General features: G+C 44.3%; 16 protein-coding genes. 2 read left to right on the top strand and 14 right to left on the bottom strand.

Annotation, left to right across the window (positions count from 1 at the left end; genetic code table 11):
• The first annotated feature begins 83 nt into the window (after nucleotides 1-83).
• The gene (locus D0T57_RS00310; protein WP_255490444.1) at nucleotides 84-776 is read left to right on the top strand and encodes an OmpA family protein; all 693 of its coding nucleotides are present in this window, start codon (nucleotides 84-86) and stop codon (nucleotides 774-776) included.
• Between the two features lie 193 nt (nucleotides 777-969).
• On the opposite strand, the gene D0T57_RS00305 is transcribed toward D0T57_RS00310, so the two are convergent.
• From D0T57_RS00305 to D0T57_RS00285, 5 genes are read right to left on the bottom strand one after another with little or no spacing between them, the layout of a single operon-like run.
• Nucleotides 970-2,334 carry an alpha-amylase family glycosyl hydrolase gene (locus D0T57_RS00305; protein WP_163269688.1) on the bottom strand — a complete coding sequence of 455 codons (1,365 nt, stop codon included), beginning with the start codon at nucleotides 2,332-2,334 and terminating at the stop codon, nucleotides 970-972.
• Between the two features lie 15 nt (nucleotides 2,335-2,349).
• Nucleotides 2,350-3,693, bottom strand: coding sequence for an SLC45 family MFS transporter (locus D0T57_RS00300; protein WP_163269686.1), 1,344 nt, complete (start codon nucleotides 3,691-3,693; stop codon nucleotides 2,350-2,352).
• A gap of 27 nt (nucleotides 3,694-3,720) precedes the next feature.
• Nucleotides 3,721-4,755: a LacI family DNA-binding transcriptional regulator gene (locus D0T57_RS00295; RefSeq protein WP_163269684.1), complete on the bottom strand. Its 1,035-nt coding sequence runs from the start codon at nucleotides 4,753-4,755 to the stop codon at nucleotides 3,721-3,723.
• A 33-nt stretch (nucleotides 4,756-4,788) separates the two neighbouring features.
• Nucleotides 4,789-6,633, bottom strand: coding sequence for a glycoside hydrolase family 13 protein (locus D0T57_RS00290; protein WP_163269682.1), 1,845 nt, complete (start codon nucleotides 6,631-6,633; stop codon nucleotides 4,789-4,791).
• Nucleotides 6,634-6,664: 31 nt separating this feature from the next.
• Complete coding sequence (locus D0T57_RS00285) at nucleotides 6,665-9,337, bottom strand: 4-alpha-glucanotransferase (protein ID WP_163269680.1); 2,673 nt, start codon at nucleotides 9,335-9,337, stop codon at nucleotides 6,665-6,667.
• Between the two features lie 408 nt (nucleotides 9,338-9,745).
• Between D0T57_RS00285 and D0T57_RS00280 the strand changes: the two genes are divergently transcribed.
• Complete coding sequence (locus D0T57_RS00280; RefSeq protein WP_163269678.1) at nucleotides 9,746-10,927, top strand: anaerobic sulfatase-maturation protein; 1,182 nt, start codon at nucleotides 9,746-9,748, stop codon at nucleotides 10,925-10,927.
• A gap of 128 nt (nucleotides 10,928-11,055) precedes the next feature.
• Here D0T57_RS00280 and D0T57_RS00275 read toward each other — a convergent pair whose 3' ends face one another.
• The 9 genes from D0T57_RS00275 to D0T57_RS00235 form a co-directional block, all read right to left on the bottom strand.
• Entirely contained in the window at nucleotides 11,056-12,183 is a 1,128-nt protein-coding gene (locus D0T57_RS00275) for a glycoside hydrolase family 26 protein (protein WP_163269676.1), read from the bottom strand.
• An 8-nt stretch (nucleotides 12,184-12,191) separates the two neighbouring features.
• Nucleotides 12,192-14,510 carry a glycoside hydrolase family 3 N-terminal domain-containing protein gene (locus D0T57_RS00270; RefSeq protein ID WP_255490443.1) on the bottom strand — a complete coding sequence of 773 codons (2,319 nt, stop codon included), beginning with the start codon at nucleotides 14,508-14,510 and terminating at the stop codon, nucleotides 12,192-12,194.
• A gap of 15 nt (nucleotides 14,511-14,525) precedes the next feature.
• A complete protein-coding gene (locus D0T57_RS00265; RefSeq protein WP_163269674.1) occupies nucleotides 14,526-15,692 on the bottom strand; it encodes an AGE family epimerase/isomerase in 1,167 nt (388 codons plus the stop codon).
• Nucleotides 15,693-15,815: 123 nt separating this feature from the next.
• Nucleotides 15,816-17,243, bottom strand: coding sequence for an MFS transporter (locus D0T57_RS00260; RefSeq protein ID WP_163269672.1), 1,428 nt, complete (start codon nucleotides 17,241-17,243; stop codon nucleotides 15,816-15,818).
• A 112-nt stretch (nucleotides 17,244-17,355) separates the two neighbouring features.
• Complete coding sequence (locus tag D0T57_RS00255) at nucleotides 17,356-18,534, bottom strand: glycosidase (protein WP_163269670.1); 1,179 nt, start codon at nucleotides 18,532-18,534, stop codon at nucleotides 17,356-17,358.
• 31 nt (nucleotides 18,535-18,565) lie between these two features.
• Nucleotides 18,566-19,849, bottom strand: coding sequence for a cellulase family glycosylhydrolase (locus D0T57_RS00250; RefSeq protein ID WP_163269668.1), 1,284 nt, complete (start codon nucleotides 19,847-19,849; stop codon nucleotides 18,566-18,568).
• On the bottom strand, nucleotides 19,846-21,624 hold the full coding sequence (locus D0T57_RS00245; RefSeq protein ID WP_163269666.1) for an acetylxylan esterase: 1,779 nt from the start codon (nucleotides 21,622-21,624) through the stop codon (nucleotides 19,846-19,848). The genes D0T57_RS00250 and D0T57_RS00245 overlap by 4 nt, the downstream gene beginning before the upstream one ends.
• Complete coding sequence (locus tag D0T57_RS00240) at nucleotides 21,621-22,664, bottom strand: glycoside hydrolase family 5 protein (protein ID WP_255490442.1); 1,044 nt, start codon at nucleotides 22,662-22,664, stop codon at nucleotides 21,621-21,623. Before D0T57_RS00240 ends, D0T57_RS00245 begins: the two co-directional genes overlap by 4 nt.
• A gap of 10 nt (nucleotides 22,665-22,674) precedes the next feature.
• On the bottom strand, nucleotides 22,675-24,339 hold the full coding sequence (locus D0T57_RS00235; RefSeq protein WP_163269664.1) for a glycosyl hydrolase: 1,665 nt from the start codon (nucleotides 24,337-24,339) through the stop codon (nucleotides 22,675-22,677).
• Between the last annotated feature and the right edge of the window lie 24 nt (nucleotides 24,340-24,363).

The following is a 24,363-nucleotide window of genomic DNA, read 5'->3' as shown; positions in this document are numbered from 1 at the left end:
AGAATAATGTATTAAATTTGTACCTTGATATTAATAGTAAACGATAGGAATAAATTTACCTTGACACCCAAATTATTATGAAGATGAGATTTATATTACTACCGATACTCTTTATAGTACTGTCTTTTTCGCTCAATGCACAAGAAAACAATACAGAAGCAGCCACTACAACAGAAAAGGCTGCCGACCCGTGTAACTGTGGCACTGTACGCGACTCGGTACTTATGCAGCTCAATTCGGGAGAAGAAGTTATCGTAATAAAAAGAAGCGCACAACAACTAAGCGTTGCCCAATCGGAAATGGCTCGCCGCAGGAAGTTCTACGATTGTCCGGATATATTCGCTGCTCCGGAGCCTCCGAAAGAAGCGCCAAAAGTAGAGATAACCCCGACTCTGCCATTCGACGTGAAACCTGAAGAGAAAGCAGAAGTAAAGAAGGTGGAACCTTTCTTCTTGCCCGATCCTGTATTCTTCCGTATAAACAAATGGGTGATAGACCAACCAGAGTGGGCTAAGATAGAACTGGCTGTAAACTACCTGAACAACAATCCTGGAGCAACAGTGGTAGTAACAGGTTATGCCGATAAGAAGACCGGTAATGCTACTATTAACCAACGCTTGTCAAAAAACCGTTCGGAAGCTGTAGCCAAGGCCATGCAAACTAAATATGGTATCGCTAAAAACCGTATATCTGTAAACTGGCGTGGTGACGGGCAACAACCGTTTAAACTGGATAATGATAAAAACCGTGCCGTGTTATTCTTGATTAATCCGTAAATAACAAACACGTAAACCTGCATACAAAAGAAGGTGTCCCCAAAGTAATAAAGGACAAAAGTGATTAGATGCGAAGCCGCTCATTTTTAGACAGAAGGGAGCATACAAAAGTATGTGACCGATGGCTAATAAATGAAGCAATGAAGCAGATGATTACTTTTGGGACAACTTCTTTTGTATTACCCCTATGCGATTAATTATCCCTTGTAAATACCCTGTATTCCCAAGGCTTCATAGTCTTCGGCAAATTGCCTACAAGCTTTCCGGTAAAGTAATCGTAATAATTATTCCTACCCAACGCATCGTTACTCGCATAAGTGATGCTTTTGCCCGAAAGGTTGAGCATTACCATCAGTTCTTTTCCGGCTTTCTCTCTCGAATAAATTAGCAGTTCTTTTCCATAATTGGTGCTGTACCGCCTAAACTCGCCGCCCATCTCTCCGGCACGAAGCGCGGGATGGTTGTGTTTCAGTTCATTCAACTTCTTATAGAACTTGGTAGTTGCATTTTCTGTCCACGAAGGAACCATGTCTTTCTCGAAGAACGAGAGGCGTTTTTTCAAACCTACTTCCTGCCCTGTGTAGATCATAGGCATACCATTCAAGGTATAAGTCAACACTGCAAAGGCTTCAGCCGCTTTCCCGTAGCGTTCGAACTCGGTACCATTCCACGAATTTTCGTCATGATTGGTCAGGAAGTTCATCTTGTATCCATCAGGACATTTTATCGAATCCAGCTTTTGGATATACGCTGCAATACTATCCGCATCCTTTGTTCCTTTATACACGTCTGCCATCATGTGCATCAGCTCCCACGAGTAGTTGGCGTCGAAAGCATGTTCGAGGAGGTCGTATTCTTCCGATTCGGCTAGCATAAATACAGGTTTGACACTGTCGAGGGCAGGACGTACATTGTTCCAGAAATCGGTAGGTACTTCATGCGCCATATCGCAACGGTAGCCATCTATATCGAAGTCTTTTATCCAATATTTAAGTGCGCCAATCATAGCCGCACGCATATCCTGATTGTCGTAGTCCAGTTCGTAAGTATCAGTCCAGTCGTACGGGCTTTTAGGGTTTCCTGCTGCATCTTTCACATACCAGTCAGGATGTTCGGCGAGCCAGATATTGTCGCCACCTGTATGGTTGGCAACCCAGTCGAGGATAACTTTGAATCCCATTTCGTGCGCCTTATCTACCACACGTTTAAAATCTTCTTTTGTACCAAATTCAGGATTCACTTCCGTGTAGTTCTTCACAGCATAATAGCTACCTAATGTTCCTTTACGGTTCTTCTCGGAAATAGGATGGATAGGCATAAACCAAAGCACATCTACGCCAAGTTCTTTGAGGCGTGGCAAATGCTGTTCGAAAGCGGTGAAAGTGCCTTCTTTGGTATATTGCCGTACATTCACTTCGTAAATGACGGCGTTGCGCGTCCAGTCCGGATGCTTTACCGTACATTTTTCGACAGGCCCTTCTGCTTCTTTCGGTTTCTCTTTACACGAATACCCGATAAACAGCGCGGCTGCGATAACTAATAATAACTTACTCTTCATATGCAATTCATTTAATCATTTGTTGACTTGCTCTAATTTTTGCTTTTCAGCATTTATATCTCTTACGAATGTGACGGAAATGGCAGCTAATGCCATCGCCACTCCTGCTACTATCATCATTACAATAGAACTTCCTCCTGCTACATATTTCAGGATAAGACCTCCGGTAAGCCCTGCTACGATCTGAGGTATTGTTATCGTTGCATTGAATATGCCCATATATACCCCCATCTTACTGGCAGGCAGTGCCGCCGATAAGATAGCATAAGGCATGGCCAGGATGGCTGCCCAAGCGATACCAACCCCAAGCATAGATAGTAGGAGCATATACTTATCATCGAAAACGTACATAGAAGCAAGTCCTAACGCTCCCATAAGCAGGGCAAACGAATATACTTTCTTTCGTCCCAGTTTATCAGCCAGTTTAGCCATCAGCATAGAGAATACAACGGCAAAGATACCATATACCCCGCTTAATACCCCGTTCCAGTTACCGGCTTCGTTGTATGCTTCGGAAAGGGGATCGGCCGTGTGCCATACATTTTCGGCAATACCCCCAATAGAATATACCCACATGATAAACAGGGCAAACCATGAGAAAAACTGCACTACTGCCAACTGCAACATCGTGGTTGGAGTCTCCTTTAATATTTGTATAAAAGATTTCTTCTGCTTTTCGTTGTCGGTAATATCATTGTACTCCTCATATTCTTTTGGCGGATACTCTTTTACCCGCAGGCTTGTCCACAAGACCGTGAGCAAAAGTACTGTGCCTCCTATATAGAAAGACCAGACGACCGAAGGAGCAACCTTTTCCCCGGCTTCGGGTATATTTTGTATGCCTATCCATGTCAGCAGGAAGGGGAGAAAAGATCCTACTACAGCACCCACATTGGTAAGGAAACTCTGGGTAGAATACCCCAGATTGCGCTGTTTATCGTTAACCATGTCGCCGACCAGCGAGCGGAACGGCTGCATGGATACATTGAACGCACAATCCATAAACAACAACATGAACGCACCAAATATGACAGGAGGCATAATTGCCGCCACAAACTCGGAATTAGGCATAAAGTACATGGCTATGGCCGAAACGATAGCCCCGCCCAATATAAATGGAATCCGCCTCCCCATCCTTGTCCAAGTACGGTCGCTCGACATGCCTATTATGGGCTGTACAATAAGCCCCGCGATGGGTGCTGCCAGCCAGAATAAAGGTAATTGGTGCGGGTCGGCTCCCAGGGCTGATAAGATACGGCTGGTCTGCGAACTTTGCAACGAGTATCCTATTTGTATTCCCAGAAATCCGAAACTGAGGTTCCAGATTTGCCAGAATGTCAATGTTGGTTTTTGTTTCATGGTTTTGTCTGATTTTTTATAATCTGCTTATCCCCCATCTTCCGGTGGCAGTTCGCGCGTTGTCTGCCGGGCTATGAGGGATGTTTTTATTATTTTGTTTTTTCGCAACGGGGCATTCTGGTTTTCGATCTTTTCCAGCATCAGCTTCATTGCTTCTTCTCCTACTTTTTGCGGATGCTGATCCATAGTGGTTAGCATAGGATCGGTATCCTGTGATATATTAGAGTTTGAGAAACCAAAGATGGATATATCTTCCGGCACTCTCAACCCCAGTTTTTTTGCGGCCGATAATATGCCCGATGCCGTATAGTCGTTCATTGCCATGAAAGCATCCGGCCTGCCGGGTTCCTGCAATATTTCCATCGCCTTTTCGTAGCCTAAGGGCTTTGTGTCGGCTATCCTTACCAGAGTCTCGTCTATCGGCAGGTGGTGTTTCCTGAGTGCATCCAAGTATCCGTTTTTCCTGTTTTTCGATATTTCGAGGTGCAGGGGTGCCGAAAAGAATGCTATGCGCTTACAGCCTGTTTTTATCATATATTCCACGGCTGTGAATGTCCCTGAGTAGTCGTCTACCACCACCTTTCCCGTATCGATACCCGTGCATATCCTGTCGAAAAAAATGACGGGTATGCCGTTGTCTATCAATTCCTGGAAATGGTCGTATTTGGTCGTAGTTTTCGACTGCGATATCAGTACGCCGCATACCCGTGCTTTTATCAGGGTTTGTACATTCTTTATTTCCTTGTTGTAGTCTTCCGACGATTGGCAGACAATGACATGGAAATCTTTTTCTTCGGCTATCGTTTCCATTCCCGAAAGTATTCCCGAGAAAAAATGGTTTGCCAGTTCGGGTACTATGACCCCTATAATGTTGTTACGTTGCGTTCTCAGGCTCAGTGCCAATTCGTTAGGCTTGTATTTATGCTCGCGTGCATAATCCTGCACCAGTTTCCTGGTTTCCAGACTGATGTCCGGATTATCTTTTAAAGCCCTCGATACAGTCGAGGGCGATATGTTGAGGAACTTTGCAATGTCTTTAATTGTAAGAGGCCCTTTTTTCATGGTAGTAGAATGTTGATGACTTTATAAAAATAATCAAAATTCTAATACCATTACGCTTCTTGGCTTAATTGTTAAAGATTCTGCATTCAAGTTTACTATATTTTCACTAATAACATCTCTTGCCTGATTCTTAGGCAATACCTCTTTGTAATCGGCTGTCTTGATTGTTTTTTCTTCATCCGAACCGCTAAGGATTACCACGACCGACTTACCGTTGTAGGCGCGCTGATAAACATACACCCCGTTTGCCGGAGCAAAGTGTTTGAGCGTTCCTTTCGATATGGCCTCGTTGCCCTTGCGCCAGTTGAGCAGTTTGCGCATATAGTCGAACGCTTCGTTTTGAGCGGCTGTTCTTTCGCTGCGGTTGAAAGCATTTACTTTGTCGCCCTGCCATCCTCCGGGGAAGTTGCGGCGCAGGTAGCCGTCGCCCTCGCTTTTGTCGGCAGCCATCAGTATCTCCGTCCCGTAATATATTTCGGGTATGCCACGCGTGGTGAGCAGGAACGCTATTGCCTGCTTATACCTGTTGAGGTTGGATGTCTGCTCTATCGTCCTGTAGAAACGCGATGTATCGTGATTGTCGAGGAATATCAGCAGTTCGTGCGGATTCTCATATACAATGTCTTGCCCCAGATATTCGTAGATTCGCGACATTCCCTGATCCCATGTCGTCTCTTCATCGAAGGCTTTTTCCATAACTCCCATCAGAGGGAAATCCATCACACAGCGGAGGTTCGAATTGTGTGGTGCAGCCAGCTTGCTGTTTTTTTGCCAGAAAGCAACTGCCACATTATTGTTAAGCCATGTTTCGCCCACAATATTGAAATCGGGATATTCGTCTGTCACTTCCTTGCACCAGCGCGACATCATATCGAAGTCGGCATAAGGGTGCGTGTCTTGGCGGATGCCATCTATGCCACCGTATTCTATCCACCAAATACTGTTTTGTATCAGGTATTTGGCTACATGCCGGTTGCGTTGGTTGAGGTCGGGCATCGACTCTACAAACCAGCCGTCTATCGCCAGTTTTTTGTCGGCGGCAGACACATAGGGATCGTGCTGCGTAGTGGTTTTGTATGAGGTTTGAATGTATTTTTCGGGATAGTTGAACCAGTCTTTCGCCGGACGGTCGGTGAAAAAGAAATGATGGCTTCCGCAGTGGTTGAAGATCATGTCCATTACTACCTTCATCCCTTTGGCATGGGTTCTGTCTACCAGATTTACAAAGTCCTGATTCGAACCGAAACGGCGGTCTACCTTATAATAATCGGTTGTAGCATATCCATGGTACGAACCTTCGGGCATATCGTTTTCCAACACAGGATTGAGCCAGATGGCTGTCACGCCTAGGTCGTGTATGTAATCCAGATGGTTGTCTATCCCTTTAAAATCGCCGCCGTGACGTGCATATTGTTCGTTCCTGTCCACTTTGGCTTCGAGCATTCCGGGTACAACATCGTTAGACGGGTCTCCGTTTGCAAAACGGTCGGGCATTATGAGATATAGCACATCACTCGAATTGAAGCCTGTCCTGTTGGCAGAACCGGGTTTGCGTTCTTTCAACTCGTAGGAAACATTTTGTTTGTTTTTTCCTTGCTGCAATACTATATCGAATTTTTCGGGCTTGGCATCGGTCAAATCGAAATAAAGTATCAGGTAATTCGGGCTTTCCAGCTTTACGGTTTCCTTGAGGCGGGCAGTTTTAGATGTAATGCTTACATCCGATTTTGCCACGTCTTTACCATAGATGAGTACTTGCAATTCTGCATTCTTCATTCCCACCCACCAGAAGGCGGGATCTACGGTCTTTATCTCGATAGAAAAGACAGTTTGGGCAAAGAATACCAGAAACAATAAGATCAAACAGTTTTTCTTCATTGGTATTTAATGTATTAATTAATTGAATATTTTATTCTCGTCCGGCAACTTTAATCATTGTCCTTATTTCTTGGTTGAAGTCGTCGGCTGCCAGAAGTTCTTCCAGAGTGATGTGCATACGGTAGCGCCAATAGTGCTGTGCAATAGCAGGAATGTTGATCCTTTCGGCTTCCGGGTTCGGATACTTCAAGCTGTCGCTTATCGAGAGCCAGTCTTGCAATGGCAATATGGCAAGCATCGATGGCGAGTTGAGGTGGTTGCTAACGATCTGCCAGCAGAGGTCGGAAGAGCAATCGTCAGGAGCAGGCCCTTGTTTCCACAACACCTGATTGTAGTATGTTTGGGTAAGTTCCTTGTTCTCGTGCCACCAAGCCCTTATAGGCGACATATCGTGGGTAGAGGTGGTGCATACACTGAGGTAAGGCAGGCTTGGCAGGCTGTTGAACAATACGTTCCGCTCCTTTGGCATGCGTTCTATCTCGAGGCTCAGTATTTGCAATTTGTTCATTACCCAAGGCACTGAATCGGGAACCATCCCTAAGTCTTCGCCACAAACCAGCATAGATGTGGATGATATCAGTGTCGGCAGCTTCTTCATTGCCTGATCGTGCCAGAATTGAGTATGGCGGCGATAGAAGAAGTCATCATACAGGCGGTTGAAGGCATATTTCTCACCCTCACTCAAGAATTTGTACGAATAGCTGAACTGGGCAGTGATACGCGGATGGTATTTGTCCGGCTCGCGTTTATCTTTTATGAACAATACTTCGTTGCAAAGGCTGTAAAGCCCATCGCGTATATGGCTATTCTTCACGTCTTCCTGCCCGGCAAAGAGAGACTTTATTTTCACCTGGGTATTGCATTCTTCATTCAGCCCGAAAAGCTGCCATCCTGTAGTATGCAGGTATTTTTGCTTGACTTCTTCGGCATATTCACCAAATACTTCGCCCAGATAATTTTCGTGGATAAACGGGCTGGCCATCCTTTCTTCGGAGAAGTACATGCCCGAAGAATTGATCTCGCCGACAGTAAGCGGCAGGGCAGGACTAAAATAGCCCAGCAAGCCTTGCACCGAAGACAGGGGTATTTCCCAAATGCGGAAGAATCCCAATATATGGTCGATACGGTAGGCATCGAAATAATCGGCCATCTTACGGAAACGTTTCACCCACCACTGGTAACCGTCTTTAGCCATTTCGTCCCAGTTGTAAGTAGGAAACCCCCAGTTTTGTCCATAGAACGAGAAATCGTCGGGCGGCGCACCCGTTTGCACATCCATATTGAAGAGGTGCGGCTCAGTCCATGCCTCTACGCTGTTGCGGCTGATGCCGATAGGGATATCGCCTTTGAGTATTACTCCGTGTGCATTGGCATATTGGCGTACTCCCAACAATTGCTTATGAAGAAGGAATTGGGTGAAGAACAGCAATTCTATTGCCGTTTTGAAATCTTTATTACCATCTACAGATTTCTGTAATGCTTTCTTGTTGTATTTTGAGAAAGTACTCCATCGTTTAAAATCGGGCGTCTTGTATTTGTCGCGCAGGTATGAGAAGCAGGCATAAGGAAAAAGCCATTCTTCGTTTTGGCTGTAGAAGTCCTTATATTCTTTGCTTTTCAGCACATTGCTACCCGATTCTTCGAATAAGTCGATCAGGTAAGACTGCTTGAGTGCATACACCTTTTCGTAATCTATCTGCGACAGTTTATTCAATTCTTTAGCCTTAGCCAGATATTCTTTGTACAATTCGGCATTTTCGAGCGGAAATTCCTTTAACCCTAAATAGATAGGGTGCAGGGCATATATCGAAATAGCATTGTATGGGTACGAATCTATCCATGTATGCGTGTTGGTCGTATCATTTATTGGCAATATCTGTATGATATTCTGGCTGGTTGCTGCCGCCCAATCGACCATCTTTTTCAGGTCGGAAAATTCTCCTATACCGAAACTGTCTTCCGAACGTAGCGAAAATACGGGTATAGCTACACCTGCACTTTTCCAGTTCATCCAGCCATGCCAGTACGAGAAAGATTCGATATGTACCGAGTTGTCGGGAAAACCGGCAGGTAGGGGTTGCAACATCCTGTTCGGCCCTTCTTCCCAATGGATTATATCTTTTTTGCGGTGGTCGTAGATCGCAAGCTTATATTCCTGAGGCTGTTTTATGTTGGCCGCATTTATTACTAGTTGCCAGAAACTATTCGGCTGCGGAGTAAAATGCAGGGCTTTTTCCAGTTTCCATTCCCCTAAAGTCTTTGTTGCCCCGACAAGGATAAGCGACTGGTCTTTCTTAACATACGGGCATTCTACTAACAAGACGAGGGATTTCTTGCCGAACTTAGCCTTTGCCGGAGGTTCGTGTTTAAAGAAACTGTCGGTAAAGCCCGATGTGTAGAGGAATTGCTGCTGAGGCATATTGCGCCAGGTATCTTCGACTTCATAGCACTTGCCTTTTTCCACAGAGAACCGATGCCCTCCCCATTCCTTGTGGATGATCCTGTTGCCTTCTTTTACAATATAATAATACTCTACTGTTCCTTCTTCGTTACATTCAAATTCGACAGACCAGGATGATTCGGGTGTATATACCATTTCCAGAGCATTACTCTCATCGTTGTTCCCTAGTGGGGGTACAGAACCGCATACAAAGAGAGTTTGCCCCCAATTGGTCTTATAGTTTACGTGTAATTTTATTTTCATTATATAAATGATTTAGATATTGCATTTCCCTGGTTTAGTTTAAACAAATCTACTTATTAATAAGTTTAATGCCATTTCCTTATATTTTATTTTAACAAAAAAGGTTTGCAAACGATTGCATTGTTTACAAACCTTTCATATTAAAGTCTGTTTCAATTTCATAGCAAATCTTTTTTATATCAGACTTCCATTAGTATAACAAAGGAAAATAAGCAAATCCGATTTATTGTCAAAGATCTATATTTTATATAGTTTTACAACCGAAAGGAAAGACTTTTTCTTCTAATACATATATAAAAAACACAAATGCCTGCTTTGAGCAAAACATAACGAAACATATTTTAATACAATGGTTTTCCTTAGCCGGGAAAACCATTGTATCTTTATGCGCTAACTATAATATCTGATATGGCTCAAACAAACTATATTTCCCCCTTTGCGCGCCCACTCTATGTCATGCTCAAGCCTGTAGGCGCTGTCTGCAACCTGCGTTGCCAATACTGTTACTATCTGGAAAAGAAAGGTCTTTATCCAGATATCAAGAACCACGTAATGACCGAAGAGCTGCTCGAAGAGTTTATCGAGCAATACCTGAATTCGCAGACGCAGCCCGAAGTCCTTTTTACATGGCATGGCGGCGAAGCCCTTATGCGCAATATCGGTTTTTATAAGAAGGCTCTGGAACTGCAAAGGAAATACGGGCGGGGAAGGCACATAGAAAACTGCCTGCAAACAAACGGAACGCTGCTTACCGACGAATGGTGCAGGTTCTTCAAAGAAAATAATTTCCTGATAGGTATCTCTATCGACGGGCCGCAACATTGCCACGATAAATACCGCAAAACACGTGACGGGCGTCCATCATTCTATAATGTAATGAAAGGCATATCGTTGCTGAAAAAGCATGGTGTTGAGTTCAACGTTATGGGAGTGGTCAATGATTATAATGTAGACTATCCGTTGGAGTTCTACAATTTCTTCAAAAGCATAGATTGCCGCTATATCCAGTTTGCCCCTATTGTAGAAACAGAAGATGGACAACCCGCATCGTGGAATGTACCTGCCGAAAAATGGGGAGACTTCCTTATAGCGATATTCGATGAGTGGGTGAAACAGGATGTCGGCAAATACTATATACAATATTTCGACTCTACACTAGCCAACTGGGTAGGCGAGAAACCGGGCGTGTGCATATTGGCAAAGACTTGCGGGCACGCTGGCGTAATGGAATTTAACGGCGATGTATATAGCTGCGACCATTTCGTTTATCCCGAGTATAAGTTGGGCAACATACGGAAAGACACGTTGACGGGAATGATGTATTCCGACAGGCAGATAAAATTCGGCAACGACAAATACGAAAAACTGCCTTCTACCTGTAAGGATTGCGAGTTCTTGTTCGCCTGCTATGGCGAATGCCCTAAAAACAGAATAATAAAGACTGAGCAGGGCGAAGACGGGCTTAACTACCTATGCAAAGGCTATTATAAATTCTTCAGGCATGTTGCCCCCTATATGGACTTTATGAAAAAAGAACTGGAGAACAAGCGTCCTCCGGCAAATATTATGTACTCGGATTTAGTAAAATAACACTATTATGCAATACATGGTATGCCATAAGTAAATCGGCTATCTGTCTCTCATCCCTAACGGAGTAGAGCACACCCCGTGAGGATAGGAGTGATTGCTTCACTTTACTTATAGCATACCCTTTTTTCTTATTCTTCGGTAATATCCTTATTCATCAAAACATCAGGCTTCTCTACAAAGTTGACAAAATCGGGAGCCGATGTGTGCCCTGCAAACGGTGCGTAAAAATGCTGCGGCTTATCGGCTTCCCACGCATTGCGCCAGAATAACACCCATCCTATTTTATATTGGCTGATTACAGGATATACCGCTTCGGTAAAATATGTAGGATAGGGGATAGCCTCCATCCCTGTTTCTCCCACAATGGGAAGCTTACCTGATTTCTGCGCATAAGTTGTTACTATCTTCAAGTTCCTGTCCATTGCAGCCTTGTAGTTAGCCACGGCTGTGGAATCGCTGCCTGTTGCATAGCAATCGTAACCTATGATGTCTACATATTCGTCTCCCGGATAGCGTTCGAGGAATTCCACCTCATCCTTTGTTTCGGATGGGGAATAAGCGTAAAGGAGGTTGTGAACACTTTTCTTGTTGCGAAGATGGTCTACAGTCATCATCCACAACTGTTTATACTCGTCGGGTGTACATTGCGTGCTACCCCACCAGAACCAGTCTCCTGTATGTTCGTGATACATGCGGAAAACAACCGGAATCGGCTTACCCTCCTCATCTTTCAGGTCGAGAAAGAAATCTCCGACCCTGTCGAGCCATGTTAAATATTTATCGTAGTTGGAGCCTCCGGGGAGGATGGTCTTCACGACCGTATCCTGGGCACAGTCCCACGAGGTATTGCCTGTTACGATATTGTCGCCGTGCCAACTGGCAGTAGTTATGCCGCCTCTTTTATATGTATCTTTTATGTACTGTTTCATATCGGAGAAGTAGACCGAATCGAGGTTATATTCTGCACCTATCTCCACATGTCCCAATTCCCAGCCGATGACTGCCGGATAATCTCCTGTAACGCCCTTCACGTCTGAACGCCCGTTTTCCTTATACCAGCCATGCCCATATGCCAAAGCATCCTGGTGGCCTACCATAGTCCCTGTCTCCATCAGTGCAAAAAGCTTGTTGTATAACTTAACGGTTTCTTCTGTAGCATCTTTATCTACAGGTTGATGAACAGGCTCGCCCTTTTGTACTTTTTTACAAGCCATAAGTAATACGCTCATTACTAAAACGGTAAATATTTTCTTCATCTTTTATATTATTCTGTTACGGTAAACAATACTTTCTCCTTTATATCTGCTGACGAAGCTCCTATCTTCAATTCAAAGTCACCGGGCTCTACCACTCTTTCGTTTTGCAGGTTGATGAAAGATAGGTCGTTCAAATTTAACTCAAATGTAATGGTCTTTGTTTCTCCCGGCTTTAAAGAAACCTTCTCGAACCGGCGCAAACGGATCATATCGGGAATAATAGAAGCATAGAGGTCGCTCGAATAAAGTTGTACGGCTTCTTTACCTTCCATATTGCCGGTATTTGTTACGTCTATTGTTATTTTTACAGTCTCTTTCGAACCTTTCGGCAGCGATGCTTTATCTATTCGCATATCAGAATAAGCAAAAGTAGTATAGCTTAACCCATAGCCGAAATGGAACTCCGGATTGAAGTCACCCTCGTAGTTATAAGCCCCCGCATTAGCAGTCTGCTCTTCCGAATATTTATGGTAATATGGAGTTATGGAGTTCGGAAAAGCCGGATAGGTATAAGGCAATCTCCCCGAAGGATTTACCTTGCCGATAAGTATATCGGCTAAAGCGTCAGCACCATAAGCACCCGGAAGGTATGTTTGCACAATAGCATCCACTTTTCCTGCAATACGCGATATCACACGCGGCCGCCCTTCGCTAAGTACCAGTATCACTCGTTTGCCTTGCTTGAGTATTTCCTGAGCCAGCCCGGTTTGCAGTTCGTTCAGATACAGGTCATCCAGATCGCCCGGTTTTTCGCAATAAGAGTTTTCTCCTAAGCAGAGAATTACATAATCTGCATTCTCGGCGGCAGCAACAGCCTCTTCGAAACGGTCTTTGTATTCAGTGCGATATTCTGTTGCGTCGGTATAACTGACGCCCGGAATATAATCAACATTCTCTTTGCCATAAGTCTGTTCGATAGCCGTCAATAGGGTATTAGTCGACAAAAATTCGTTGACTTTCTCTCCCTGCCACGAATATGTCCATCCACCATTGAGTGCGCGGCGGCTAACGGCATTAGGGCCTGCGACTAATATTTTCGCTCCTTTTTTGAGAGGTAGAATATTATCTTTATTCTTTAATAAAGTGATGGCATCGGCTGCTGCATCATAAGAGGCTTGCTGAAATTCCGGAGAATTGAACTCAGGGTAATCTTTGGCATAAGTATTCGGTTTTTCGAATAAACCAAGTTTCAGCTTAAATTCTATAATACGTGCTACAGCCTCATCTATACGCGCTATAGAAACTTCACCCTCATTTGCCAACTCTATCAGAGTTTCGCAGAAGCGCTTGTAATCGTACGGTATCATCGACATATCAATGCCTGCATTTATAGCTTGTTTGATAGCGTCTTTATGGCTGGTAGCCGAACGTTCGCGTGTATAAAGGTTCTCTATATCCTGCCAGTCGGTAACAACCATGCCTTTGAATCCCATTTTTTCTTTCAGTAGTGTTGTTAGTAACTTAAAGCTGCCGTGTACAGGCTCGCCGTTTATCGAGGCTGAATTTATCATTACTGTAGCAACTCCTGCATCTACTGCTGCCTGAAATGCCGGCACATGGTATTCGAGCAAAACATTTTCAGGAATAAAAGCCGGGGTACGGTCTTTTCCACTCACAGGTACAGAGTATCCGAGGAAGTGTTTCATACAAGCCCCGACTTTATGAGGATGAGAGATATCATTATTATCGCCTTCATAACCTTTTATAAGTTCGGCTCCAAAAACGGAACCAATGTAAGGGTCTTCTCCAAAACCCTCGTAATGGCGCGCCCAGCGCGGATCTTGCCCCAAATCGAGAACAGGAGAAAAATTCCATGGAACATTACTTGCACGTGTTTCGTAAGCTGTAATCTCTCCCATACGGCGGGCATGGGCAGGGTTCCATGTGGCGGCAAGGGCTATTTCCTGAGGAAACATGGTAGAACCTGCCGTATATGTAGCTCCATGAATCTGGTCGAGGCCATACACTATCGGTATTTTCACCCGTGTTTCGTTCATTGCCATGCTTTGCATCTGCTCCACTGCATTGTTCCACCACGAGGTAGAACGTGCACGCACATTGGGCGAGTTGAGTATAGAGCCTACATGGTAATTCACTACAGCATCGCGCAGTTTGTCCAAATCGAGTTGCATGGTGCTTGCAGGAGGAGTATCTTCCCCCTTGCATACGGCATCTATGCTTATCTGCGCCATTTGCCCAACCTTTTCGGGCAAGGTCATACCCTTTACTATTTCCGCTGCCCTTTTCTCTATGTCGATATTGCTTTGTGCCAATATACTACCCGACATGCCTATTGTTGTTGCCATTATCAATATACTTTTTTTCATTTCCTTTTCTTATGTTTATCTCAAATCAAAGTGTTCTATCATCTCCATGCACATACGGCTATTGTGGTATGGGCATTTCCAAAATCCGGCTTTATCGTCTTTTCTGTTAATAGCACCGTCTGCCATACGGCTCCAATGCCATTCGCCATGCTGCCGGTCTGCAAGGTTGTTTTGTATGTATTGCCAAATGCGGGCAGCCCTTTTCTTATAATTAATATCGCCCGAATTTTTGTAGGCATACATATAACCTACAATAGCTTCTGCTTGTACCCACCAATGTCGTTCGCGGTCGGTGTGCCCGCCATCCTTTTCATAGATCATGCTTCCGTCGGCTTCCAACCCTTCTGATGCGGCATCGGCAACATTAATCGAAAGTTGCCTGATTTCTTCCACTATTTCTTTGTCGTCTAATACTTCTGCTGCTTCGAACAACAGCCACGAGGCTTCTATGTCGTGCCCATAGGATATGGCAGACGATTTAACAGTCCAATCTTCAGCAAAGAACAAGTTTTGGTGATAAGTTTTGCCGTCTAAGATATTATCGCTAAAAATGCGGATCAGGTCTTTTTGCGCCTGTTTCAATTCCTCGTCTTTCCATACGCGCAGCAAATTGGTGTATGGTTCGAGGATATGCAGGTGTGTATTCATCGACTTCTTCTCATTTGCATCTTTTTCGCTAAGGCGCATATCATCTATCGGTTGCCATTCGCGGGTAAATGCTTCGAAATAACCGCCATATCGCTTGTCTTTATATTTCTCGATCAGGTGAAACAGGTCGATAGCTAAATCTAAAGCCTCCCTCTTACCTGTTGCCCTGTAATATTCGGAAAAACCATACAGCGCAAAACCTTGTGCATAAACTTGTTTTTTGGTATTTACCGGATTTCCCTTATAATCGGTTTCCCAGTAAACGCCGCCAAATTCTTTATCAACAAGATAGCTGTTAATATAGTCATATGCTCTCGTTGCTGTTTCCAGATATTCTTTATCCCCGAAAATGCGGTAGGCTACCGAAAATGTCCATAAGATACGGGCATTTAGTACAGCTCCTTTATTGGCTTCGGGATGCAGGATATCTTTTCCGTCTATTTGTCCGTAAAAGCCGCCATTTTTGTTGTCTACCATTTTGTGTATCCAAAAAGGCAGAATATTGTCGAGTAATTCTTTTTTTAATCCGTCCATTTTTCAGTTGTCAGTCAACAGTTATCAATATATTATCCACTTTTCTTCGATTATCTCAAAGTGTGTACAAGCCGAGAAGTTGCAAAGGATTTTACAAACCTGCCCCTCCGGGTGCAAGAGAACCTATTTACGCCTTCTCCGTGCATCCAGTTCTTCTGTAATTTCTTTTACCTTCTTCTCCGTCAGTGGATAAAACATCATACCGATAAATGCCAATACGCAACAGGCCGCAGGGATAAGGCTGATCATCAGCCGTTCGCCCATGATCGTTTCGGCACTTTGCTGTGCAATATCCGGATTGTATCTGAACAGGAAGAGAATCCAGCCAGTAAGGGCAGCACCAAGCGCCCATCCTAGTTTTTGCGACATGGAAGAAGATGAGAATATAAGCCCCGAAGTACGGCGGTTTGTAGTCAGTTCTTGATAATCTACTATATCGGCAAACATGCTCCACAATAGAGGCAGCACATATCCGGCAAAGAACGATATCAAAGTTTGAAGCAACAATATCCACCCGATCTGGTTAGGAATAAAGAAGAAAATAACACTCAAAACAGCAGCAACAGCCATTGCAATCATATATGTCCTTCTTTTTCCATATTTTGCCGACAGGGTAGGAGCAAGAATCACACCTACAAGATTTGCCGCCTGTCCGACAAGGAAATATATTGTGGTCATATCCCAACCTGTAAACGGCATTTTGTAGGCAAACTGCACATAATCGCGGAAATAATAGATAGCGACCCCATCGCGCACAGCATTGAACAGCAAAGCTGCCAGCCCCGTTGCAACCAAAATCCACCAGGGAGCGTTGCGGAACAGTATTTTCAGGTCGCTTTTTACCGAAGTATCCGTCTCCTCATTTACTGGTTCTACGCGTTCCTTTGTCCACTTAAAGCATAGGACAAAAAGGATGGTACACAAAACACCTATAGATGCTACAGCAAGAGTCCATCCAATAGGTGAGGTGCTAATTGAGGTTTCAGCAACGCCCTCTATTTGTGTAACGATATGCGAATCGAACGCATTGGCATATGTATCGACCAATGGTTGCAGCAACATGAATGTAATAAAGCTACCGATAAAGGCAAAAGACATACGGTAAGACGACAATACATTGCGTTCCTGCGGATTGGGAGACATTACTCCCAACAATGAGGCATACGGTACATTAATGAGTGAATACACGATCATCATCAGCGAATAAGTGATATAGGCATATACCAATTTGCCAGTCTCTCCGAAATCGGGAACAAAGAATGTTATAACTCCCATTACCGAAAAAGGTACGGCAAACCACAACAGATAAGGGCGATAGCGTCCCCAGCGGGTCTTGGTGCGGTCGGCCATGATTCCGACAAAGAGGTCGAAAACCGAATCCCACAGGCGGGCAACCAGAAACATGGTTCCGGCAGCAGCAGCCGTTATACCGAATACATCGGTATAAAAAAACAGGGAATACATCCCGAATATCTTCCAGAACATGGAGGAGGCCATATCGCCAAATCCATATCCGACTTTTTCTTTTAATGTGATTTTTGGTGTATTCATGGATATTTAGTTATACAAGTTTTTAAGTTTATATGTTTAGATACAAGTAAACAAGGTACAAGCAAACAAGTTTCAGATGTTACTTGCAAACCCGTACCTCGTATTTTGTTTACTAATTATTATTTAATTCTAAATTCCTTTTAATAATACCAGTAAGTGTTTCTACCGATGCTGCCGAACGGTAACCATCGGGGGCAGTGTTCAGGCAATAATCCAACAAGCGATCGACCGATGTTACAGCTACGTGCATACGCGTATCGCAGGAAGCATAATACATATAAACAGTACCGTCGTCGTCGGCAATCCATCCGTTTGTGAATAATACATTCGACACGTCGCCCACGCGTTCTTCGCCTATAGGGGCAAGTATATGCCCGGCAGGTTCGGCTATCAGTTTTGCCGGATCTTCAAGATCGGTAAGGTAAATATACAAAACATATCTCAATCCGGCAGCACATGCGCGCACTCCATGAGCCAGATGCAACCAGCCTTTCGGTGTTTTTATAGGGTGTGGGCCTTCTCCGTTTTTCAGTTCCTTTATCGTATGATAATAACGGAAGTTTATTATCCTTTCGTCTTTTACCTCAGCATTGGTTATATCGTCTACCAGCCCCCAGCCGATTCCACCACCGCTTCCGGCATCGATAAAGCCATCCTGAGGGCGTGTATATAGGGCATACTTACCGTTTACAAACTCAGGGTGAAGGACTACATTGCGCTGTTGGCTCTTCGTTTTCAGGTCGGGTAGGCGTTCCCAATTAACCAAATCTTTGGTACGGGCAATTCCGGCAGCAGCTACAGCCGACGACAAATCGCCGGGCTTGGCATCCGGATCTTTTCGTTCGGTGCAGAACACGCCATAAATCCATCCGTCTTCGTGGGCTGTAAGGCGCATATCATATACATTGACGTCCGGATTATCTGTTTCGGGCATTACAATAGGATAATCCCAGAATTTGAAATTGTCTATACCATTTGGACTTTCGGCTATAGCAAAGAATGATTTACGGTCGTTTCCTTCCACACGAACAGCCATCAGGTATTTGCCATTCCACTTCATTGCTCCGGCATTGAATGTGCCGTTGATTCCGAAACGCTCCATGAAATAAGGATTGGTTTTGGGCGACATGTCATATCTCCATATCACCGGGGCATGGGCTGCCGTAAGTACAGGATATTTATATCGTTCGAATATACCGTTACCCGGCAATACCGGTTCGTTTTTGCGTGTAATCAGTTGATCGTATGCTGCTGTGACAGCCTCCAGACGTTTTTTAAATAGCTCGTTCATCTTATTTAGCGTTTATTCGTTAGACTCTCTTTTATTTTAGTTGATCTGCGTACTCTTTAATGACTTTGATAGTGGAATCGGTATCGAAAACCGAATTTAAGCCTTGTTCTTCCTGCGAAGGGTCGCCTACATAATTGTCCCAAGGCTGCCAAAACTCGTGTGCAGGGCGTCCGAAGCCTCCCCATGCCCAGAAATTACATCCGGCTAAATATCCTTTATCTTTGTGTGATGCCAGTATTTGGGCAAATACATTGGCGTAATATTTATCGCGTGCGGTAACAGGATCGTCAAGCGTATATTTATGATTATCGCGAGGAAAACCAAATTCTTCCATAACTATAGGCTTGTTCAGTTTCTTAGCTACTGCGATATGGTTTTGCATATATTCATTTGTTTTTTCAATGCCTGTAGCTACCGAGCCGGGGATGTTGTTCACATCTATCCAACTCCAGTTTTTAGGCCAGACATGCATTGTCAGGTAATCGACATTCGGGTCGGCGTGCATTTGTTCAAATAAATCCATATCCATCTCTGTGCCCCATTGCCCTTCCGAGCCTATGGATATCAGGTGATTCGGGTCGAGCGAGCGCATCAAAGCAGTTGTTTCTTTTACCCATTTGGCAAATGCGGGTTTTCTTTCCTCGCTAAATGCGCGCGGCTCGTTGCCTACCTGCCATGCCATGATAGCAGGGTCGTCGGTATATTTCCTGTTGGTATATCTGTTTGTTCGGCCTAGTACATGTTTCACATGGTTGAAGAACAATTTTTTGCATTCTTCACAATCGGCATATTTAGCAACATGCTCAACGAACAAAGGCCAGTCGTAAACACCTTTTTCGGGTACGTTTCCTTTTCCTGCCCATTCGAGATACTGTCCGTATCCACCGCTCCATTCCCAACTGTTGTTCAGGAAGAGGACTGCTTTCATATCGCGTTTATCCATTTCGGCAAGCAGATAGTCGAGCCCGTCGAAGATAGTATCGTTGTAAGTACCCGGTGATTGTTGAAGTGTAGGCATTACTTTTACGGCTTGTCCTGCCACCCCATCGGCGCCTACAAGTATGCGCAGGTTGGTAATGCCATTGGCTTTCATAAAGTCGAGTTCCTTATGCAAACGTTCGCGATCTCCTCCTTGACCTTCCGAGCCGAGGATTGCTCCATACCAGAAATTTGTCCCGATGAAATAATAGGGAGTTGCCCCAATAAAGAACTGCCCGTCTTTTTGTGCTACAAATGGATTTATCTCTTCTGCCGGTTTCTCTTTACACGAGAATAACAACAGGCTTGCGATAACAGCTAATAATACTTTAGTCATGGTTTTTCTACTTTTAATTTTTTTCTGAATAAGGCCATAGCCGTATCATTAAATTCTTTGCCTACACTATGCTCGTACTCGGGGAATGCCATCCAACTTTTTTCTGCTTTTATCTGGTTGTATGCTGCAAAGTTGATATGAGGCGGACATACATCGTCCTGTACCCCTATTCCCATTACTACAGGGCATTCTATCCACTGGGCAAGGTTTTTTATGTCGAAGTATGTGAGTAGGTTATATATATCGTCCCATTGGGCGGTAGGATGACCTTGCATATAATTGTCGAAATCGCTCTTCGGCCAAAGGGCAATCTTGAAATAATCAGGATAATCGGATAGGAAAGGAATATTCGGTGCTGCGGCTTTTACCCGCTTGTCGAGCGCTGCTGCTACAAATGATAAGGCTCCACCCTGGCTACCTCCCCTTACCACTATTCTATCTGCGTCTATCTCAGCACGTGAAGAAACAAAGTCTAATGCACGGATAACATCTAGAAAGGCGCCACGGTAATAATAGTCAGATTTATCATTCAGTCCGTAGGTTATCCATGTGCCATATTTGTTTGCCGGCTGGTTGAGTGCCTGTCCCCGTATCGACAATACGAAATATGCAAAGCCGTCCCACCACTGATTCGGATAATAGGGAGAAGAGCCATAGCCCATATATTCTACTATCACAGGATGCTTGCCTTCGCGCTTAGGCTTGGCATAATATCCTCTTATCAGTTCGTTGCCGAAAGAACGCATCTCGACCAGATACATATCATAATCGACTTGCGATGCTTCGGGGATTGGCGTAAGCTTATAGTTTGGAGCTACTTTAGCCAATTCTTTCAGGTTATTGTCCCAAAATTCTTTGAAATCGGTTTTAGCATCAACCGGCGATTGTATTTTCTCAGGTTCGTAGCCTACATTGAATTTCTTTTCACAAACGGTTTCTCCTTTCCGTCTGAACTGCACTGTATAGCGATAAAATCCGGGAGCAGGATTTTTGAATGTATAATCCTTAATGAAATTCGAATTTTTGCCCACTTCGATGTCTAAAGAATCGGAGCTTATTGGCTGATAATCGTCTGTGGTAAGGGTGACATACAACCGTCCGTCTACATTCCATTTATTATTGTTTTGCAGATCAATTCCTATTTTTATTGGATTTGTTCCCATGAAAATATAGTCGGGGTCGTAGACAATAACTTTTAGTGCAAATTTATCGTTCGTGGTAGCAGAAGATACAGACAAACCTGCACCTTCGATAAATCCTCCGGCTGCGCTCCATCCGTCATGGAATTTGATGGCAATGGTATTAGTGCCTTCAAGATTCAGGTCTTTGTCGTAAACGATATAATTGCGTTCGTTGTCGAAATATCCCTTGTAGTTATGGGGAAACTCGCCAGTCTTTCCAACCAAGTTTCCATTGACGTAAACTTCGTCGCAAGCGGCAAATTTACCAAGATGCAACATTGCCGCACCAGACTTCTTGATGGCAGCCTGCAAGCTATCGCAGAACCGGATGGTTTTACGATACCAACCAAAACCGTTTTCGAGCGAAACATCTTGCTCTTTGAGCGATTTAGAAGATGTTATTTCCTGCCACAAAGAATCGTTGTAATTGGCATTCATCCACAAACTATCAGTCCCTTCCCCGGCATGGAATTTCCAAACGCCGGAATAAGATTCTTTGACGGGTGCAGATGTATCTTCCTCGTTATTTCCCTGACAGGAGTATAAAAAACTTATTCCGACAAGGATAACCAAACCTAACCTTAAAGCTTTCATTTTCCGTTATATTCTTTTATTGTTTTCCTTACTATTTGCCCCCACTCTTTCAGGTCGTTGTCGTTCCATCTGCTTAATGGCGAAGACGAATCTTTGACCATCGAACATGTTTCGTCTTTAGCAGATACCGACCACGCAACCCAGCTAAGCCGGTTGGCTTCCATCCAGTTGAGCCATTGTTGCCACGATTCGTAATTGATAGGCCCGTCGCCCGTTGCTTCCATCGAAGCGCATTCGGATATAAAGACAGGTATGTTTTTATTTAAAGCATAATCTGCTCTATCGCGTAAATCCTGTTTGTGGGTGGCTGCATAGAAATGTATTGTGTACATTATATTTTCATATCCTACGATCGGGTTGTCAGCTACCAGATGTATATCCTGGTCCCAATGTGGGCAACCAACCAGTATTACATTCTTCTTGTCTATCTGACGGATAGTCTTTATCAGTTCTTCCGAATAGGCTTTTACCTCTTCCCACGACTGATTTTCGGGTTCGTTGAATATTTCATAAATAATATTGGGATAATCCTTATACTTAGTAGCTACCTGCGTAAAGAATGCCTTTGCCTCATCTGCCTTGATGGTATGGCTATGCCAATCGACAATGACATACATGTTGTTCTCGATAGCTGCATTTATAACGTTATAAAGACATTGCATCGCCTTATCGGGATTGCTGATATAAGCACCATCGGGGTCGACCCCGATAGCAGCCCTTATCAATGTTGCATCCCAATCTGTATTTAGCCACGCAACAGTCTCTTTATTATAAAACTCAGACCACCAATTGTGCCATCCGAGGCTGACACCCCGTAATGCTATAACATCGCCATTGCAGTCTACCAGGTGTTTTCCTTTTACGGAAAGGAATCCATGTTTGCCGACAAAGCCCTGAGGTTTTCCTTCCACCAGAGACGGTGTTGCTCCCAAGCAATCAGCAAAAAACATGCAGAAGAGGAATAACAAACTCATACTCACATTATTTCTAACAACCTTGTAATTTTTCATTTTCTCCTTCATTTTATTATTCCTCTTCATACAGAATTATTTATTTCAGATTTGGCAACTGATCGCGCGTAATCACATAATCTTGGCTCATAGCATCTTGCCACCAAGCATCTGTAGCATGGTTTTCACCATTATCGTTGGTTCCATACCACGGCATAAACCACGCCCAACGCGCACCTGCATTCCACTGTTCGGACAGAAGCCCCAGTGTTCCGCTTTCGGTCAGTGCTACAATCTTGTGCCCGTAACGCTCAAATTCAGTCCAGTAGGCCGAATTGGAAGCGGCAGTATCTTTATTGTAGAGGTCGCGTCCTATAATATCTACGTAAGCATCGCCCGGATACCAGTCAGCATCATTCGGCTCGCTTGTCCATACCCAGATCAGGTTGTTTACCCCCTGTGCCTGGAAGTAATCGAACATGGCAATCCAGAGTTTCTTGCACGATTCGGCATCTTTGCCCCACCAGAACCATCCTCCGGCAGCTTCGTGGAATGGACGCCAGATAACGGCAATGCCTTCCGATTGTAATTGCTTCAACGATGTAGCGATTTTTGCCAAGTCGGCAGTAAATATTTCGTTTTCCCATGTACCTGAAACTGTAGCCTTAGCAGCATCGAAATATGTATTTTCCTTGTAGAATGCGTAATCGCCTTGCGAATTGGCAGGGATAAGATATACGCCTGTTACCGTATAATCGTGTCCGCTTAAGATCATACCCGACGATTGCAGCTTTTCCAGAATCTCGCCGGTTACCGGCATTTCGTAATAGCTTCCGCTTATATCAAAATATTCATAACCGCTGGCTATTTCGCCCCAATTACTTCCTTTGATCGAGCCTTGCGCCCCTGCTGCTAAATCTTTGATTGCGACACGTATAATATCGCCTACTTTGGCTATTGCAAAACTTTGCACAAAGGCATCATCTGTCAACTGTACATTGCCCGACCAGTCGTCCGGCATTGCTGTTTCGCCCGTCCACAATCTGGCAGATACAGGTACATTCCAGTGCCACATGGCAGAAACTATACCGCCTGCATTCCACCAGTCTTTTACAGGCGTAATATCGCTATAGTCTATCCAACTGCTTGGAGAGAATGGCAAGTGTACATAGTCGAACGTATTCATAGCCGGATATTTTCCCGTAAGGGCATATACTGCATCAGCACCTTCTACATTCCAGTTTACGTTGGCCATAGTTCCCGATATTACTTTCTCCTTGTAAGTAGATACCAGATATTGATAAAGTTTAAGTGCTTGAGCCGTAGGATTTGGAGTACAAAGCGTAGCTGTTATCTTCGGGTCGTCTTTTGCTGTGAAGCTAATAGAAACCGGCTGTGCACTTACATAGGTAGGGCCTTGCACTACGCCTTCGGGAACAACGAGGTTGTATATTTCGCCTTTTTGCAATCCGGTAGCTTTGATAGTTACATTGCTCAGCTTGGCGGCAACACTTGTAATAGTGGCGTCTCCCAGTGTAATCCTGCTATGTCCGGCTGTAGGGCAGAAAACATTCTGGTCGTATGTCAAGACGATGGTTACATCGCCGATGGGTACACCTTCTGCTCCATTTTCAGGGGTGCTGCTGACTAGTTGTGCCGGCTCCAGCGTTGCTATCACTGGATCGTCGACATCGGAACAGGCCGATGCTGACAGGAATAGTATCCCGGCAAAAAGGATGAAGAATTTATGTAGTATTTTATTCATAATCAATGTCGATTTATAGCGGTT

Origin of the sequence: Dysgonomonas sp. 511, from assembly GCF_010501105.1 — a bacterium.
Classification (GTDB): domain Bacteria; phylum Bacteroidota; class Bacteroidia; order Bacteroidales; family Dysgonomonadaceae; genus Dysgonomonas.
This window is presented reverse-complemented; position numbering and strand designations above follow the sequence as displayed.